This is a genomic window from Streptomyces sp. NPDC101151 (genome assembly GCF_044768335.1).
Taxonomy (GTDB): domain Bacteria; phylum Actinomycetota; class Actinomycetes; order Streptomycetales; family Streptomycetaceae; genus Streptomyces.
In genome coordinates, this window is record NZ_JBIWPP010000003.1 from 63636 (window position 1) to 79383 (window position 15748).

At 72.9% G+C, this 15748-nt stretch carries 17 protein-coding genes and 1 pseudogene; 9 read left to right on the plus strand and 9 right to left on the minus strand.

Going from position 1 to position 15748, the window contains the following annotated elements; all coding sequences use genetic code 11:
- The first annotated feature begins 29 nt into the window (after window positions 1-29).
- Complete coding sequence (locus ACIRU3_RS06145; RefSeq protein ID WP_404052054.1) at window positions 30-1226, plus strand: lysylphosphatidylglycerol synthase transmembrane domain-containing protein; 1197 nt, start codon at window positions 30-32, stop codon at window positions 1224-1226.
- On the opposite strand, the pseudogene ACIRU3_RS06150 reads toward ACIRU3_RS06145, so the two are convergent.
- Window positions 1196-1858: pseudogene (locus ACIRU3_RS06150) on the minus strand (creatininase family protein); the annotation flags it as partial. The gene ACIRU3_RS06145 and the pseudogene ACIRU3_RS06150 overlap by 31 nt on opposite strands.
- Before the next feature lie 38 nt (window positions 1859-1896).
- Here ACIRU3_RS06150 and ribA point away from each other — a divergent pair.
- Genes ribA through ACIRU3_RS06175 form a run of 5 tightly spaced genes read left to right on the plus strand, consistent with a single transcriptional unit; the run spans window position 1897 to window position 6902 of the window.
- The gene (ribA, locus tag ACIRU3_RS06155) at window positions 1897-2556 is read left to right on the plus strand and encodes a GTP cyclohydrolase II (protein WP_404052056.1); all 660 of its coding nucleotides are present in this window, start codon (window positions 1897-1899) and stop codon (window positions 2554-2556) included.
- A gap of 33 nt (window positions 2557-2589) precedes the next feature.
- Window positions 2590-3561 (plus strand): ornithine cyclodeaminase family protein, encoded by a 972-nt coding sequence (locus tag ACIRU3_RS06160; protein WP_404052058.1) that lies wholly within the window; start codon window positions 2590-2592, stop codon window positions 3559-3561.
- Window positions 3558-4703 (plus strand): NAD(P)/FAD-dependent oxidoreductase, encoded by a 1146-nt coding sequence (locus tag ACIRU3_RS06165; protein ID WP_404052061.1) that lies wholly within the window; start codon window positions 3558-3560, stop codon window positions 4701-4703. The genes ACIRU3_RS06160 and ACIRU3_RS06165 overlap by 4 nt, the downstream gene beginning before the upstream one ends.
- Complete coding sequence (locus ACIRU3_RS06170) at window positions 4700-5755, plus strand: saccharopine dehydrogenase (RefSeq protein WP_404052063.1); 1056 nt, start codon at window positions 4700-4702, stop codon at window positions 5753-5755. The genes ACIRU3_RS06165 and ACIRU3_RS06170 overlap by 4 nt, the downstream gene beginning before the upstream one ends.
- Window positions 5748-6902, plus strand: a complete 1155-nt coding sequence (locus ACIRU3_RS06175; RefSeq protein ID WP_404052066.1) for a saccharopine dehydrogenase family protein — start codon at window positions 5748-5750, stop codon at window positions 6900-6902. The genes ACIRU3_RS06170 and ACIRU3_RS06175 overlap by 8 nt, the downstream gene beginning before the upstream one ends.
- Here ACIRU3_RS06175 and ACIRU3_RS06180 read toward each other — a convergent pair.
- The 4 genes from ACIRU3_RS06180 to ACIRU3_RS06195 form a co-directional block, all read right to left on the minus strand.
- Entirely contained in the window at window positions 6896-7495 is a 600-nt protein-coding gene (locus ACIRU3_RS06180) for a hypothetical protein (protein WP_404052068.1), read from the minus strand. The two genes, ACIRU3_RS06175 and ACIRU3_RS06180, sit on opposite strands and share 7 nt — an antisense overlap.
- A gap of 23 nt (window positions 7496-7518) precedes the next feature.
- Window positions 7519-8742, minus strand: coding sequence for a serine hydrolase domain-containing protein (locus ACIRU3_RS06185; RefSeq protein WP_404052071.1), 1224 nt, complete (start codon window positions 8740-8742; stop codon window positions 7519-7521).
- Window positions 8743-8804: 62 nt separating this feature from the next.
- The gene (locus ACIRU3_RS06190) at window positions 8805-10166 is read right to left on the minus strand and encodes an MFS transporter (RefSeq protein ID WP_404052074.1); all 1362 of its coding nucleotides are present in this window, start codon (window positions 10164-10166) and stop codon (window positions 8805-8807) included.
- Complete coding sequence (locus ACIRU3_RS06195) at window positions 10163-10741, minus strand: TetR/AcrR family transcriptional regulator (RefSeq protein WP_404052076.1); 579 nt, start codon at window positions 10739-10741, stop codon at window positions 10163-10165. Before ACIRU3_RS06195 ends, ACIRU3_RS06190 begins: the two co-directional genes overlap by 4 nt.
- Before the next feature lie 89 nt (window positions 10742-10830).
- Here ACIRU3_RS06195 and ACIRU3_RS06200 point away from each other — a divergent pair, with 89 nt between their 5' ends.
- A complete protein-coding gene (locus ACIRU3_RS06200) occupies window positions 10831-11268 on the plus strand; it encodes a PPOX class F420-dependent oxidoreductase (RefSeq protein WP_404052079.1) in 438 nt (145 codons plus the stop codon).
- 1 nt (window position 11269) lies between these two features.
- Here ACIRU3_RS06200 and ACIRU3_RS06205 read toward each other — a convergent pair whose 3' ends face one another.
- A complete protein-coding gene (locus tag ACIRU3_RS06205; protein WP_404052081.1) occupies window positions 11270-12148 on the minus strand; it encodes an NAD(P)-dependent oxidoreductase in 879 nt (292 codons plus the stop codon).
- Between the two features lie 103 nt (window positions 12149-12251).
- On the opposite strand from ACIRU3_RS06205, the gene ACIRU3_RS06210 reads away from it, so the two are divergent.
- Window positions 12252-12848, plus strand: coding sequence for a TetR/AcrR family transcriptional regulator (locus ACIRU3_RS06210; RefSeq protein WP_404052084.1), 597 nt, complete (start codon window positions 12252-12254; stop codon window positions 12846-12848).
- A gap of 53 nt (window positions 12849-12901) precedes the next feature.
- Window positions 12902-13243, plus strand: a complete 342-nt coding sequence (locus tag ACIRU3_RS06215) for a VOC family protein (RefSeq protein WP_404052087.1) — start codon at window positions 12902-12904, stop codon at window positions 13241-13243.
- Between the two features lie 95 nt (window positions 13244-13338).
- Here ACIRU3_RS06215 and ACIRU3_RS06220 read toward each other — a convergent pair whose 3' ends face one another.
- From ACIRU3_RS06220 to gnd, 3 genes are all read right to left on the minus strand, one after another.
- Window positions 13339-14004 carry a TetR family transcriptional regulator gene (locus ACIRU3_RS06220; RefSeq protein WP_404052090.1) on the minus strand — a complete coding sequence of 222 codons (666 nt, stop codon included), beginning with the start codon at window positions 14002-14004 and terminating at the stop codon, window positions 13339-13341.
- 256 nt (window positions 14005-14260) lie between these two features.
- A complete protein-coding gene (locus tag ACIRU3_RS06225; protein ID WP_404052093.1) occupies window positions 14261-14854 on the minus strand; it encodes a histidine phosphatase family protein in 594 nt (197 codons plus the stop codon).
- Between the two features lie 6 nt (window positions 14855-14860).
- Window positions 14861-15739: a phosphogluconate dehydrogenase (NAD(+)-dependent, decarboxylating) gene (gnd, locus tag ACIRU3_RS06230; RefSeq protein WP_404052095.1), complete on the minus strand. Its 879-nt coding sequence runs from the start codon at window positions 15737-15739 to the stop codon at window positions 14861-14863.
- Between the last annotated feature and the right edge of the window lie 9 nt (window positions 15740-15748).

Below are 15748 nucleotides of genomic sequence, written 5' to 3' on the forward strand. Positions count from 1 at the left end.
CGCGTGCGCGCGGCACGGGATCGGCACTCGTGCCTGCCCCCGATGCCGCAACCGCACTGCTGGACCCGCCCGTCGGCGAGGCGGCGCCTGCGCACACGCCCGGGCCCACGGGAGGCGGCATCCGCGGCTCCGTTCGCTCCCGCCTCGACGCCCGCGCCGTTCGCACCCATTTCGGGACGGTCGCCGGCACGGTCATCCTCGCCGCCCTCCTGTGGCGGCTGGGCACGGGGGTGCTCCTCGACGGGCTGCGGCGGATCGACACGGTGACGCTGCTGGCGGCCCTGGGCGTCGGCGTGGTCACCACCGTGTTCAGCGCGTGGCGCTGGCAGTTGGTGGCCCGGGGACTGCGCATCCGGCTGCCGCTGGGCGCCGCGGTGGCCGACTACTACCGGGCGCTGTTCCTGAACGCGGCTCTGCCCGGCGGGGTTCTGGGCGATGTGCACCGGGCGGTCCGGCACGGGCAGAGCGCCGGTGACCTGCGGCGCGGGGTGAAGGCCGTGGTCCTGGAGCGGGTTGCCGGACAGATCGCGCTCACCGTGTTCGGCGCGGTGGCACTGCTGACCCTTCCGTCGCCCGTCCGGGACGACGTCCGCACCTTCGCCCCGGTGACGGCCCTCGCCGGGGCGGGCGCGCTCGCCGTCGTCCTCGCCGTCCGTATGAACCGCGCGGCCTCCGGCCGGGGCGGCGCCCTGCGCAGGGTCCTCGGCGAGGCGCGTCAGGGGCTGTTGTCCCGTCAGGCCGGGCCCGGTGTCGCGCTGTCCTCGGCCGTCGTCCTGGCCGGCCACCTCGCCATGTTCGTCGTGGCGGCCCGGGTCGCCGGATCCGCCGCCTCCGTGGCGGTGCTGCTCCCGCTCGCTGTCCTCGCCCTGGTGGCCATGGGCGTGCCGCTGAACGTCGGCGGCTTCGGCCCCCGCGAGGGCGTCACCGCCTGGGCGTTCGGCGCCGCGGGGCTCGGCGCGAGCAGCGGAGTGGCGGTGGCCGTCGTGTACGGCGTGCTGAGCTTCGTGGCGAGCCTGCCCGGTGCCGTCGTCCTCGTCGTCCGCTGGTACACCGGGCTGCGCGGCTACCCCAGGACGTCCCCGTCCCCGTCCTCGTTCCCGTCGCCGTCGGCGGAGGTCAGCAGCGCGAAAATCGCGCCGAAGGATTCCGCCAGGCTCGCCAGCAGTTCCTTCCCCTTTTCCGCCGACCCCAGGGAAGGACGGCCGATGACGCCCGATTCGGTATAGGCGGACATTCCCACGGTGAGCAGATGACGACGGTCGTCCGCGGTGAAATCGGCGGACTCGTATCCAGGGCGGATGAATTCGGGATGAGCGTGCAGCAGAATGGAGGTCTCGATTTCCCCCGCGTGCATGTCGGTCAGCAGCGAAGTGCGCACCCCCGCCCGCTGCCGTGCCTCCTCCCAGTCCTCGGCGGCCGGGAACAGCGCCGCCTTCTCCCCGCGCGCGGACGCCTCCTGGACGACGTTGCCCAGCACGTAGTTGCCGCCGTGCCCGTTGACCACGACGAGCGCGTCGACACCGGAGCGGCGCAGCGACGCCGCGATGTCCCGGACCACCGCATGGAGGGTCACGGAGGAGATGCTGACGGTCCCCGGCCAGGCCGCGTGCTCGTGCGAGCAGGAGACCGTCACCGGAGGAAGGAGGTGCACCGGGTATGCCTCGGAGATCTCCCGCGCCACGGCACAGGCGATCAGCGTGTCGGTCGCCAGCGGAAGGAAGGGGCCGTGCTGCTCGAAGCTGCCCACGGGAAGGACCGCGACCTGTGCTGACACGCCCGCCCCCCGCAGCCGTACGTCTTCCGTGGTGTCCGCCGGCACCAGCCCGTATGCCGTCCCGCGCGCGCCCGAACCACTCATCTTTTCCCGGCCCTTCGTCTCTGCTTAGGAATCAGATCATGACAGAAAACATCGGCGTCCTCGGCAAGAAGTCCCCGCGGCGTTCGGGCGCGGAGCGCGTGGTGAATGCCCCGCTGCCCACCGTGTACGGGAAATTCCAGGCGATCGGCTACCTGGACCATGACCGAGGTGACGAGCAAGTCGCCCTCGTCTACGGCGAGATCGGCGCCGAGAACGTACTGACCCGGCTGCATTCCGAGTGCCTGACCGGGGACGCGTTCGGCTCCCAGCACTGCGAGTGCGGCGACCAGCTGGCCTCGGCGCTGCGCGCGGTGGTCGCCGAAGGCAGCGGCATCGTCGTCTACTTGAGGGGCCACGAAGGCCGTGGCATCGGCCTGCTGGCGAAGCTGCGCGCGATGGCCCTGCAGGCGGAGGGTCTGGACACGGTCGAGGCGAACCTGGCGCTCGGCCTGCCGGTCGACGCCCGCGACTACGGTGTCGCCGCCGAGATCCTGCACGACCTCGGTGTGCGCTCGGTCCGGCTGATGTCCAACAACCCGCGCAAGCGGGAGGCGCTGGTGCGGCACGGCATCCAGGTCGCCGAGCAGGTGCCGCTGCTGATCGAGCCGTGCGAGAGCAACATCACGTATCTGCGGACCAAGCGGGAGCGGATGGACCACATCCTGCCCCATCTGGACGCGGTCGCGCACGGCTCCTGATTCGGCGGGCTGCCGTCCGGACAGGATCAGGGGATGACCGACGACGTCCTCTTCCTCTCCGGCGCCGAAGTGACGCGGCTGCTCGGCGCGGACGCGGCGATCGCCTCGCAGCGGGCGGCCTTCACCGCACTCGGCACGGGCGAGGCCGACCTGCCCGGGAAGATCATGGAGGCCAGCCGCTTCGACGACAGCGTGGTTTTCGCGTACGTCTCCCGGCTGTCCGAGGACACCGGGGCGGTGGCGAAGTTCGGCAGCGTCAACCCGGGCAACGCGGCGGCCGGGCTGCCCACCGTGCACGCGGTCGTCACCGCGCTGGACCCCGGCACCGGCCGGCTCGCCGCCGTCCTGGACGGGACGGCCGTGACCACGCTGCGCACGGCCGCGGGCAGCGCCGTGGCCGTGGACGTCCTCGCCGTGCCCGGCCGCGCGGAACTGGCCCTGCTCGGCTCCGGCACCCAGGCCCTCGCCCACGCCCGCATGATCGCCCGGGTGCGCCAGGTGACGGCGGTACGGCTGTGGAGCCCCACCCTGAGCCGCCGCACCGCCGCCGCGGACGCCGTCGCCGCCGAACTCGGCGTCCCCGTCAGGGCGGTGGACAGCGCCGAGGAGGCCGTGACCGGCGCTGCGGTGGTCGCCGCCTGCACGCTCAGCACGACCCCCGTGGTACGTGGCACCTGGCTGGCGCCCGGCTGCACGGTGGTCAGCGTCGGCTCCTTCGAGCCCACCCGCCGCGAGGTCGACACCGAGGTCGTACGGCGGGCCGCAGCCGTCGTCGTGGACGACGCCGAGACGGCGGCCGGGCACGCCGGGCCGGTCGTGGACGCCCTGCGCGACGGGCTGCTCGCCCCCGGCGGCCTCGTCCCGCTGGGCGAGGTGCTCACCGGGCGGCGCGCCGCCCGCACCGCGCCGCAGGACATCGTCTACTACAACAGCGTCGGACTCGGTATCCAGGACGCCGCGGCGGCCTGGGCCGTGATCCGCGCCGCGAAGGAGGCAGCCGCGTGAGCCTTCAGGCCCGGGTGGTCATCGTCGGCGGCGGGGTGATGGGGACGAGCATCGCCTACCACCTGGCGCGTGCCGGCGTGCGTGACGTCGTCCTGGTCGAACGGGACGAACTCGCCGCCGGATCCACCTCCAGAGCCGCGGGCGGGGTGCGGGCGCAGTTCTCCGACGAGCTGAACATCCGGCTCGGCGCGCGCAGCCTGGAGGCCTTCGGCCGGTTCGAGGAGGAGGTCGGCCAGGACATCGGGCTGCACCGGGTCGGCTATCTGTTCCTGCTGTCCACACCGGAGCAGGTCGCCTCCTTCGAGGCGGGCGTCCGGCTGCAGAACTCCCTCGGCGTGCCCAGCCGCATGCTCACCCCGCAGGAGGCCCGCCGGCTGTCCCCGCTGATCACCACCGACGGTCTGCTGGCCGCCGCCCACTCCCCGGACGACGGCCACTGCACGCCCGAGGCTGTCGTCCAGGGCTATGCGGCGGCCGCCCGCGCGCACGGCGCCCGCATCCTGCGCCACACCGAGGTGACCGGTATCGAACTGCACGGCGACACCATCACCGCCGTGAGCACCACCCTCGGCCGTATCACCACCGACACGGTGATCTGCGCGGCCGGAGCCTGGTCCAGGACGGTCGGTGCCATGGTGGGCGTGGATCTGCCGGTACTGCCCCTGCGCCGCCAGATCGCCGTCACCGTACCGGTGCCGGGCCTGCCGCCCGCGCTCCCCATGACCATCGACTTCACCACCAGCCTCTACTTCCACGCCGAGGGCCCCGGCCTGCTGCTCGGCATGTCCGACCCGGACGAGAAGCCGGGCTTCGCCACCGACACCCACGACCGGTGGATCCCCCGTTTGTGCGACGCGATGCGGGAGCGTGCCCCCGCCCTGCTCGACCTGCGCCGCACCGGCGGCTGGGCCGGGCTGTACGAGAACACCCCCGACCACAACGCCCTGATCGGCGAGGCGGCTTCACCCTCCCGCTTCCTGTACGCGACCGGTTTCTCCGGCCACGGCTTCCTGCAGGGACCCGCCGTGGGCGAGATCGTCCGCGACCTGTACCTGGGCCGCGTACCCTTCCTGGACGTCCGCCCCCTGAGGGCCGGCCGGTTCGCGGCCGACGCCCCGCGCCCGGAGGCCAACCTGGTATGACCGAACTCCATCTGTGGCTGCGCCACGAGGCCCGTACCACCGAGCGGCGTACGCCGGTCGTTCCCGCCGACGCCCGCCGCCTGACCGACGGCGGGGTGCGTCTGACCGTCGAGGAGTCCCCGCAGCGGATCTTCCCCGTCGAGGAGTACGAGGCGGCCGGCTGCCGGCCCGCTCCCGCCGGCTCCTGGGTGTCGGCACCACCGGACGCCGTGATCCTAGGACTCAAGGAACTACCGGACGAGCCGGCGCTATTGACCCATCGCCACATCTTCTTCGGGCACGCCTACAAGCAGCAGCCGGGTGCGGCGGAGCTGCTGCGCCGGTTCGCGGCCGGGGGAGGGGCGCTGCTGGACCTGGAGTACCTGGTGGACGAGAACGGTCGCAGGCTGGCCGCCTTCGGCTTCTGGGCGGGCTATCTGGGTGCCGCGCTCGCCGTGCTCCAGCACCGGGGCCGGCTGACGGCGCCGCTGCGGCCCACCACCAAGGAGGACCTGGACGCCGCCCTCGAACCCGCCGCCGGGGAATTCACGGCTCTCGTCGTCGGCGCGCTGGGCCGCAGCGGCCGGGGCGCCTCGGCCGCCCTCGACACCGCCGGGGTGGCCGCGACCCACTGGGACCTCGCCGAGACCCGCGACCTCGACCGCCGCGCGCTGCTCGGGCACGACCTGATGGTCAACGCGGTCCTCGCCTCCACCCCCGTCCCGCCCTTCCTGCGGGAGGCGGACCTCGACGACCCGGCCCGCCGCCTGCGCACCCTGTGCGACGTCACCTGCGACGTCGGCTCCCCGCTGAACGTCCTGCCCGTCTACGACCGCACCACCGACTGGACGGATCCCGTGCGCCGCCTGCGCGAGGAGCCGCCGCTTGACCTCATCGCCATCGACAACCTGCCCTCGCTGCTGCCCCGGGAGTCCAGCACCGACTTCTCCGCGGCGCTGGTGCCCCGGTTGTTCCACGTCGGTGCTCCCGGCCCGTGGGGGCGCTGCCTCGACCGGTTCCACCAGGCCTGCCGTGAACTCGGCATCGCAGAAGGGGAGTTCCGTGATGACTGACCGTGTCCCGGCGTCCGGCACCGTCCACTGGATCGGTGCCGGACTGTCCACCGGCAGCGGACTGGCCGCGCTGTGCGAGAGAGCCGAGCGGGTACGGCTGTGGCACCGCACCGAGGAACGCGCGGCCGCCGCCCTCGCCGGCCTGGGCCTGACCGGACGCGCCGAGCCCCGCGCGTTCACCCTGCCCGCGCTCGCTGCCGAACTGGCCCCCGGGGACGTCGTCGTGTCGATGCTGCCCGCGCCCGAACACGCCGGGCTCCTGTCCGCCTGTGCGGGCGCGCGTGCCCACTTCGCCTGCTCCAGCTATGTCTCGCCCGAGGTGCTTGAGCAGGTGCCCGCCGCCGAGGCGGCCGGGCTGGTCGTGCTCACCGAGGCAGGCCTGGACCCGGGCATCGACCACCTCTTCGCGCACAGCCTCATCGGCAGGGCGCGCACGGAGATCGGCGCCGACACCCCGGCCACCTACCGGCTCACCTCCTACTGCGGCGGTGTCCCGGCGGTCCCGAACGACTTCCGCTACCGGTTCAGCTGGGCACCCCTCGGCGTCCTCAACGCCCTGCGCTCGCCCGCCCGTTACCTGGAGGACGGTGACGAGACCACCTCCGTCAGGCCCTGGCAGGCGACCCGCCCGCACATCCTCGACGGGGAGACCTTCGAGGCCTACCCCAACCGGGACAGCATCCCCTTCATCGCGCAGTACGGGCTCCCGGCCGCCTGGACCCCGCGCACCTTCGTCCGGGGCACCCTGCGCCTGGACGGCTGGCGGAAGGCGTGGGAGCCGGTCTTCGAGCAACTGGGGGCAGGCGACGACGAGCGCATCACCGCCCTGGCCAGGGAGCTGGCGGCCGCCCACCCGACGACGGACGAGGACCGCGACCGCGTGGTGCTGTCCGTGTCCCTGGAGGTCGAGACCGGCCCGGACCGCACCTGGACGGGCAGCTACCTCCTCGACCTCGTGGGCGACACCGAGGAGTCGGCGATGGCCCGCTGCGTCTCCCGGCCCCTCGCCCTCGGCGTCCGCCACATCCTCGACGGCGGCTTGCCGGCCGGACTGAACCGGGCGGCGGAGACGGCACGGCGCTCGGACTCGTGGCTCGCCGAACTCGCCGCGGAGGGACTGCGCTTCACGCTGCGGCTGGGTCAGTAGATCACCAGGGAGACGCCGCAGAGACCGAGTCCGGAGTCCGCGGCAAGGCGCCACATGCGCAACGGGCCGTCCAGGACGGACTCCTCCTCGGCGCCATGACCGAGCCAGTCCCGCCGCTCTGCGGCGGCCCGTTCGCCGGGGTCGAACGTCAGCGCTTGTCCGACCCTCGGCAGGGTCTCGCGCACCTCGGCGGAGGTGAGCAGGAAGTTGCCGCACCAGCCGGGCAGCAGGACGGCCCGCGCCGGTCCGACGGCGTGGAGGAAGGACAGGACCGCCCAGTCCTTGCTCTGCACCGAGAGGAACAGACGGTCTCCGATGTCCTCCTGGCCCCACACGTCGTCCAGCATGCAGAACGGGTCGTCGGCGGACAGCCCGTCGTACATCTTCTGGACGTGGTCGCCCCCACTGATCAAGTCCAGGAACTCCTGGGAGGGCCCGGAGGGCCAGGTGCCCCCGGTCGTCCAGCGTTCCCACCGCTGCCGGGCGAGCGGCTCGCCGCGCTCCGCCTCGATCAGCGGCAGGAAGCGCGGTGCCAGTTCCCCGATGAAGGTGTCGTCATGGGCGCTGATGCTCCAGGCGCTGGTGATTCCCATGGGACGGGACCGTAGCCGAGCCCTCAGTCCACCAGCGCCTCGTGCACCAGACGCCGCAGCTCCGGGAAGACCTTCAGTGTCTTCGGCCGTACCTGGGTCATGAACTGCACGGTCAGATCGTGGCTCGGATCGACCCAGAAAGCGGTGGTGGCCACGCCGGTCCAGCCGTAGGTGCCGAGGCCCTGCGGGGCCAGGGTGCGGGCCGGGTCGACGACGACGGAGACGTTGAAGCCGAAGCCGAGGCCCTCGTTGCCTCGATCCTGGTGTGCGGGGGCCCCGAAGGAGCGCAGGCCGGCGCCGCCGGGCAGCTGGTTCCGGGTCATCAGGCCGAGCGTGTGCGACGACAGCAGCCGGGTGCCGTCCAGCTCGCCGCCGCGGCGCAGCATCTCCATGAACCGGTGGAAGTCCCGCGCCGTGGCGACCATGCCGCCGCTGCCGGACAGGAACCGCGGCCGGCCCCGCACCGGCAGCCCCGGGATCGGCGCGATGCCGCCGTCCTCCGTCTCGCCGTACAACTCGGACAGCCGCTCGGCCTGTTCGGGGGTGATGTGGAAGCCGGCGTCGGTCATACCGAGCGGGCGGAAGATCCGCTCGGCGAAGTACTCGTCCAACGGCTGCCCGGAGACCACCTCGATCACCCGGCCCAGCACGTTGGAGGCGACCGAGTAGTTCCACTGCGTACCCGGCTCGAACTGCAGCGGCAGGCGCGCGTACACCTCCATCGTCCGCGCGAGGTCGGCGCCCGGCGGCACCGAAGACTCGAGACCGGCCGCGCGGTACAGGGCGTCCACGGGGTGTTTGTAGTAGAAGCCGAAGGTCAGGCCGGAGGTGTGGGTGAGCAGATGCCGGATCAGGATCGGTCCGCCGGCCGGACGGGTGCGCACCTCGGTGCCCGAACCACTCTCGTACACGCGGGGGTTGGCGAATTCCGGCAGGTGCCGGTCGACCGGGTCGTCCAGGGACAGCCGGCCTTCCTCCACCAGTTGCAGCACCGCGACCGCGGTGACGGGCTTGGTCATGGAGTAGATCCGCCACAGGGTGTCCGTCTCGACCGGCAGTCCGGCCGCGAGGTCCCGGTGGCCGTGCGTGGTGAGGTGGGCGACCCGGCCGCCACGGGCCACGGACACCAGACAGCCGGGCAGGCGTCCTTCGTCGACGTAACGGGCGAAGTGCCGGTCGAGGCGGTGCAGGGCCCCTGCGTCCAGCCCGGCCTCGCCCGGGTCGACTTCCTGTCGCAGCTGTGCCATCGCTCTCCTCGGGTCGCGTCGAACGCGTGCGCCCTGGCGAGCCACCCGCCGCGACGCACACCTCATCGTCCCGCAGGAACCCCGGCACGGGCCCGCTCATCAGGGGTGTCTGTGATCGAAGTGACGCCCGTACCGGGCAGCGCGCGGGCCGCCGGCACGGCGACGGCGGCGACGGCGGCGAGTGCGAGCAGCGCCGTCCGTGGCCCCGCGCCCATCAGCGCCGTGCCCGCGGCCACGCCGAGCACCGGCCCGACGTTGAGCGCGGTCTGCTGGAGTCCGCCCGCCACGCCGGCCACCGCCACCTCCGCGTGCCGTACGACGACATGGGTGCCCGTCACCATCACCGTGCCGAACCCGGCACCCAGCAGCGCGAAGGCACAGCCCTGGGCGAGTGCGCCGGTGGCCCCGGACAGGACGGCGACGCCGAGCGCGAGCACCGCGGTGGCCGCTGCCGCCGTCCGCCGCGCGCCCACCCGGCGCAGCAGCACCGGGCACAGCGGAGCGGACAGCACCATCAGCACCGCCAACGGCAGGCTGCGCAGGGCGCTGTGGAACGGGTCGAGACCGAGCCGGCGCTGCAGCACGTACGTCTCGACGAACAGGGTGCCGAACAGCGAGGCCGACACGGCGACCAGCAGGCCGAGTGCCGCCCCGACGGCCGGCGAGCCGATCACCTCGGGGGGCAGCAGCGGCCGGGCGACCCTCCGTTCGTGCCGTACGAAGGCGGCACAGGCGAGCCCGGCACCGCCGAGCCCGGCGGCGAGGACCGTACCGGAGGTGGGCAGCGCGACCAGGGTCTGCACGAGACAGGCCAGCGTCACGGCGAGGAGCAGCGCCCCCGGCAGGTCCAGCGGGGTACGGGAAGCGGGCGGACGGTCCGGTCCGGCCGGTACCAGTGCCACCAGTCCGATGCCCACGGCCGGCAGCACGCCGAGGAGGAACACCGCCCGCCAGCCCGGCCCGCTCACCAGCGCCCCGCCGACCAGCGGCCCCGCTGCCGCCGCCAGACCGATCGCACTGGTGCGCACCGCCAGCGGCATCGCCAGCCGGTCCGGCGGGAAGGCGGCCCGCAGCATCCCCAGCGTGGCCGGCTGCAGCAGGGCCCCGAAAACGCCCTGCGCCAGGCGCAGCCCGATCACCCAGCCGATCGAGGGCGCCAGTGCGACGCCCGCCGACGCGGCGCCGAACCCCAGCATGCCGAGCGCGAACATCCGCCGCTGCCCGTACCGGTCGCCGAGCCGCCCGGCGAACACCAGCAGGCTCGCCACGGCCACGAGATAGGCGGTACTGGTCCATTGCACCTGTGCGAACGACGCGTGCAGCGCCCGTTGCAGGGAGGGCTGGGCGACCGTGAGGACCGTGCCGTCCAGGGCGACGAGGACGGCGCCCACCACGCTGCTCACCAGCGTCAGCCGGCGGTTCACCGCCCGCCCTCCGGGCCCAGATGGGCGAGCAGGGCCGCATCCAGCAGCGGCCCGAAGTCCTCGTCACCGGTGGCGAACCGGAGACTGCCCCAGCGCCACAGCTGGGCGATGCCGTGCAGGTTCCCCCACAGGGCGCCGGCCGCGTGCCGGGCGTCCGCCTCGGGACGGACCCGCCCGACGAGGTCCGCGAGCAGTCCGAAGAGCGGCAGACTTGTCTCACGCAGCCCCAGGTGGCCGCTCTCCAGCAGATCATGACGGAACATCAGCTCGTACATGCCGGGGTTGTCCAGGGCGAACTCCAGGTAGGCGCGGGCCAGTGCCGCCACCTGTGTGCGTGGATCGCCACCGCCGGCGAGCACCGGCCGGACCCGGTCGCCGAGATCGGCGAACCCCCGTCGGGCGATGGCGGAGAGCAGTTCCAGATGGGTGGGGAAGTAGCGGCGCGGCGCCCCGTGCGAGACCCCCGCGCGCCGGGCGATCTCCCGCAGCGTCAGCGCCTGGACGCCCTCGGAGGCCACCAGTTCCACACCGACGTCGATCAGACGGGTCCGCAGACCCGTCTCGGATTCACTCATAGACACTGTCTACCAGGCGGTGGTAGACAGTGTCTACTGATGACTTCGGTCGGGGGAATGCCCGGCCCTCCGTGCCAGTTGACGCTTCTATGACCCAGGACCCGACGCAGGACGCACTGCTCAAGCTGCTCTCCGGGACGCGAGGCGGGGTGCTGGTCACCCTCAAGAGCGACGGCCGCCCCCAGCTGTCCAATGTCAGCCACGCCTACTACCCCGACGAGCGAGTCATCCGGATCTCCGTCACCGACGACCGCGCCAAGACCCGCAATCTCCGCCGCGATCCCCGCGCCTCCTATCACGTCACCAGCCAGGACCGCTGGGCGTACACGGTCGCCGAGGGCCTGGCCGAGCTGTCGCCGGTCGCCCGCGATCCGCACGACGAGACCGTCGAGGAGCTGATCCGGCTCTACCGGGACGTCCTCGGCGAGCACCCGGACTGGGACGACTACCGGGCCGCCATGGTCCGCGACCGCCGGCTGGTGCTGCGGCTGCCCGTCGAGCGGGCCTACGGCGTCCCGAAGGGCTGACCTACGGAGCCTCGGCGGTCCGTGCCTCGATCGCCCGCAGCACCGCGACCATGTCCTGGCCGCCGTACCCCTGGGCCACCGTCTCCTCGAACAGGGTGTGGCAGATGTCGAGCAGTGGCGAGGCCAGATGCGCCTTGCGGGCCGCCTCCGCGATGAGCCGGTTGTTCTTCAGTACGTCCAGGGCGCCCGCCTGCACGGCGAAGTCCCGCTCGCGCAGCTTGGGCGCCTTCATCCGGGAGACCCCGCTGGCCATGGGGCCCGCGTCCAGCACATCCAGGAACAACCCCCGGTCCAGACCCCGCCGTTCGGCGAAGTGGAAGGCCTCGGTCAGCCCGGTCACCAGCGTGATCAGGAACAGGTTCACGGACAGCTTCATCAGCAGCGCGGCCGGCGCCGGGCCGCACACGAACGTCTCCCGGCACAGGGGCGCGAGCAGCGGTCGTACGACCTCCACGGCGGACTCCTCGCCGGCCAGCATGGCCACCAGCTGCCCCTGCTCGGCCGGCACCCGGGACCCGGAGACGGGCGCCTCGACGTACCGGCCGCCCGCCGCGCGCACGTCGGTCTCCAGCGAGTGGGAGTACTCGGGAGAGGTCGTGCCCATGTGGACCACGACGCGTCCGGCGACCCGCGCGGCGAGAGCGGGCGTGCCGCGGCCGAGGACGGTGTCGACCGCCGTCTCGTCGGCGAGCATCAGCAGTACCACCCCCGCCCGCGCGAACACCTCGTCGGCGTCCGACGCGACCTGCGCACCGGCCGCGCGCAGCGGCTCGGCCCGCTCCGGTGTCCGGTTCCACACCACGAGGGGGGTGCCGGACGCCGCCAGGCGCAGTGCCATGGGCCTGCCCATCACTCCGAGACCGATGAAACCGACGTTCACGGGGGCCGCCTCTCACTCGACGAGCCGACTATGACCGCTGTCATAGTAGCCTCGCTTATGACGTCGGTCATAGAGTGGCGGCGAGGGTGAGCGGAGGTCGGTCATGACGGAGTCACGCCACGGCCCGCGCGAGCGGATGGTGTTCAGCGCGGCCCAGCTGATCCGGCGCGACGGGGTCGGCGCCACCGGCATGCGGGATGTCGCCACCCACGCCGGAGCCCCGCGAGGCTCGCTCCAGCACTACTTCCCGGGCGGCAAGGAACAGCTCGTCAACGAGGCCGTGGCCTGGGCCGGCCGGTACGCCGGCAAGCGCGTCGCCCGCTTCCTCGCGGGCCTGGACGAGCCGACGCCGAGCGGCCTGTTCGCGGCGATGGCCGCCCAGTGGACCCACGAGTACGAGACGGACGGCTTCGCGGGCGGCTGCCCCGTCGCCGCCGCGACCGTGGACCGCGCCTCGGCGGACGCCTCCACCCGCGAGGCGGTGGCCGCCGCCTTCGCGACCTGGCGAGGGCCGGTCGCCGAGGCCCTGACCGGTATGGGCGTCCCCGCGGGCCGCGCAGACTCCCTCGCCACGCTCATGATCAGCACCCTGGAGGGCGCGATCCTGATGGCCCGCGCCGAACAGGACGTGCGCCCGCTGACGACCGCGGTGCGCGAACTCGGGCCGCTGCTCGACACCGCGGTGGCCCCCTCCTCGTGAATCCCGGCGCGGTGGTGCTTGTTCCGCATGGGATCCCGCACTAGCCTCCGCGCGTGATCAATGGGGCACATGTGGTGATCTACAGCCGGGACGCCGAAGCCGACCGGGCCTTTCTGCGGGACGTCCTCGGGTGGGCGCACGTAGACGCGGGCCGTGGATGGCTGATCTTCCAGGCGCCGCCCGCGGAGGTGGCCTGCCATCCCACGGACGGCGACCCGTCGCACGAGCTGATGCTGATGTGCGACGACCTGGACGCGACCCGGCAGCAACTCGCCGAGAAGGGCGTGGAGTTCGCGCAGGCGGTGGAGGAGGCGCGCTGGGGCCGGATCACCGCGCTCCGGCTGCCGGGCGGCGGCCGCCTCGCCCTGTACGAGCCGCGCCACCCACGGCCGTAGCGCGCCCCACAGCCGGTCCTGGCCCGCTGGGGTGGTGCGCCCGCGCTTCCGTGCGCCCGCGTTTCCGCCGGGCCGAGAGGCCGTGCGCGCGGCGGTCAGCCCGCGGCCCGCTCCGCGGTGAGGTAGGCGATCACCATGTCGCCGAGCATGGTCCGGTAGTGCGCGCGCCTTGCCGGGTCCACCAGGTCGCGGCCGAACAGCGTGCCGAAGGTGTGCCGGTTGGCGACCCGGAAGAAGCAGAACGAGCTGATCATCGCGTGCAGGTCGACCGCGTCCACATCGGCCGTGAACAGCCCGGCCTCCCGCCCGGCGGCCAGGATCCGGCGGATTACGTCCAGTGCCGGCGAACCGATCCGGCCGAGCTTCCCGGAGGCGGCGATGTGCTCGGCGCCGTGGATGTTCTCGATGCTGACCAGACGGATGAAATCCGGGTGCCGCTCATGGTGGTCGAACGTCAGCTCGGCAAGGCGCCGGATCGACGCGACCGGGTCCAGGTGCTCGACGTCCAGCCGCTGCTCGGCGTCCCGGATCGCGCCGTACGCCCGCTCCAGCACGGCCGTGAACAGCTGCTCCTTGCCGCCGAAGTAGTAGTAGATCATCCGCTTGGTGGTGCGGGTGCGGGCCGCGATCTCGTCCACCCGGGCGCCGTCGTAGCCGGCCCGTGCGAACTCCTGGGTGGCCACGTCGAGGATCTCGGCCTTGGTGCGGGCGGCGTCACGTGTCCGTCCGCCGGGGCGCACCGGTTCATCGACGCTGGTCATCGGCTTCCTTCGGGCCATGGTGCGGGCGGGCGGGTCGCTCACGCGCGTGCCGGTGATTGTAGAAGCAGGGCCCGTCGCCGCCCATGGGTCTTCCCCAGGGTCCGTGCGACCGATGTGTCCGACGTGCTGGTGGCGCGACCGGCCGTCCTGGGCACCCCGTGCCGACCGCAGACCGCCCACGCCCGGGCACCCGACCCGGCCGCCGCACCACTGCGGCCCGGGTCCCACAGGGTGACCCGGGCCGCAGTCAGGGCTGTCACAGGCGTCTGTTCCACTCGGCGATCACGGGCCGCCCGTGCTCCGTGGACAGCCGGCTCACCGTGCCGGTCGCCAGCTGGAACAGCCGGCCCTCGGCGGGCGGCAGACCCAGCCGGCGGGCGGCGAGCACCCGCAGGAAGTGGGCGTGTGCGACCAGGATCACGTCACCGGTGTCCGTGGCGAGGGCCGGCTCCACCCGGGCCAGCACCCGGTCGGCGCGCGCCCCGATCTCCTCGGGCGACTCGCCGGGATGACCCTCGGGGCCGGGCGGCACGCCATCGGTCCACAGGTCCCAGCCGGGGCGGGCGCGATGAATGTCGACCGTGGTGACGCCCTCGTAGCCGCCGTAGTCCCACTCGTGCAGATCGGGGTCGGGTACGGCCGCGGTGAGGCCGGCCAGCTCGGCGGTGCGTATCGCGCGGCCCAGCGGGCTGGTCAGCGCGAGGGCGTAGGTCCGTTCGGTGAGCAGCGCGGCGAGGGACTTGGCCTGTTCCTCGCCGTGCGTGGTGAGGGGCAGGTCGGTCCGGCTGGTGTGCCGGCCCGACACGCTCCACTCCGTCTCGCCGTGGCGGACCAGCAGAAGGTCCCCCACGGCTGCTCAGTCCTTCTTCTCTACGGCGTGCCCGCCGAACTGGTTGCGCAGCGCGGCGATCATCTTCATCTGCGGCGAGTCGTCCTGCCGGGAGGCGAACCGGGCGAACAGGGACGCGGTGATCGCGGGCAGCGGCACCGCGTTGTCGATGGCCGCCTCGACCGTCCAGCGGCCCTCGCCGGAGTCCTCCGCGTAGCCGCGCAGCTTGTGCAGGTGCTCGTCCTCGTCCAGGGCGTTCACCGCGAGGTCCAGCAGCCACGAGCGGATGACCGTGCCCTCCTGCCAGGAGCGGAACACCTCGCGCACGTTGTCCACCGAGTTGACCTTCTCCAGCAGCTCCCAGCCCTCGGCGTAGGCCTGCATCATGGCGTACTCGATGCCGTTGTGGACCATCTTCGAGAAGTGCCCGGCGCCGACCCGGCCGGCGTGGACGTAGCCGTAGGGGCCGTCGGGCTTGAGGGCCTCGAAGATGGGCTTCAGGGGCTCCACGTGCTGCTTGTCGCCGCCGACCATCAGCGCGTAGCCGTTCTGCAGGCCCCAGACGCCGCCGGAGACGCCGGCGTCGACGAAGCCGATGCCCTTGATGCCGAGTTCGGCGGCGTGCTTCTCGTCGTCCGTCCAGCGGGAGTTGCCGCCGTCGACGACCGTGTCGCCCGGGGACAGCAGGTCCTTGAGTTCGTCGATGACGGTCTGGGTGGCGGTGCCCGCCGGGACCATCACCCAGATGGTGCGCGGCGCGTCGAGCTTCCCGACCAGCTCTTCGAGGCTCTTGACGTCGGAGACTTCGGGGTTGCGGTCGTATCCGACGACGGTGTGGCCGGCGCGGCGGATCCGCTCGCGCATGTTGCCGCCCATCTTGCCGAGACCGATGAGGCCCAACTGCATGGCTGCCAT

What these genes read in the sequence shown, in the direction of transcription:
- ribA (WP_404052056.1), top strand. Translation starts at nt 1,897, where the DNA reads ATGACAGAAAACATCGGCGTCCTCGGCAAGAAGTCCCCGCGGCGTTCG.
- ACIRU3_RS06160 (WP_404052058.1), top strand. Translation starts at nt 2,590, where the DNA reads ATGACCGACGACGTCCTCTTCCTCTCCGGCGCCGAAGTGACGCGGCTG.
- ACIRU3_RS06170 (WP_404052063.1), top strand. Translation starts at nt 4,700, where the DNA reads ATGACCGAACTCCATCTGTGGCTGCGCCACGAGGCCCGTACCACCGAG.
- ACIRU3_RS06175 (WP_404052066.1), top strand. Translation starts at nt 5,748, where the DNA reads ATGACTGACCGTGTCCCGGCGTCCGGCACCGTCCACTGGATCGGTGCC.
- ACIRU3_RS06180 (WP_404052068.1), bottom strand. Translation starts at nt 7,495, where the DNA reads ATGGGAATCACCAGCGCCTGGAGCATCAGCGCCCATGACGACACCTTC.
- ACIRU3_RS06185 (WP_404052071.1), bottom strand. Translation starts at nt 8,742, where the DNA reads ATGGCACAGCTGCGACAGGAAGTCGACCCGGGCGAGGCCGGGCTGGAC.
- ACIRU3_RS06195 (WP_404052076.1), bottom strand. Translation starts at nt 10,741, where the DNA reads ATGAGTGAATCCGAGACGGGTCTGCGGACCCGTCTGATCGACGTCGGT.
- ACIRU3_RS06200 (WP_404052079.1), top strand. Translation starts at nt 10,831, where the DNA reads ATGACCCAGGACCCGACGCAGGACGCACTGCTCAAGCTGCTCTCCGGG.
- ACIRU3_RS06210 (WP_404052084.1), top strand. Translation starts at nt 12,252, where the DNA reads ATGACGGAGTCACGCCACGGCCCGCGCGAGCGGATGGTGTTCAGCGCG.
- ACIRU3_RS06220 (WP_404052090.1), bottom strand. Translation starts at nt 14,004, where the DNA reads ATGACCAGCGTCGATGAACCGGTGCGCCCCGGCGGACGGACACGTGAC.
- gnd (WP_404052095.1), bottom strand. Translation starts at nt 15,739, where the DNA reads ATGCAGTTGGGCCTCATCGGTCTCGGCAAGATGGGCGGCAACATGCGC.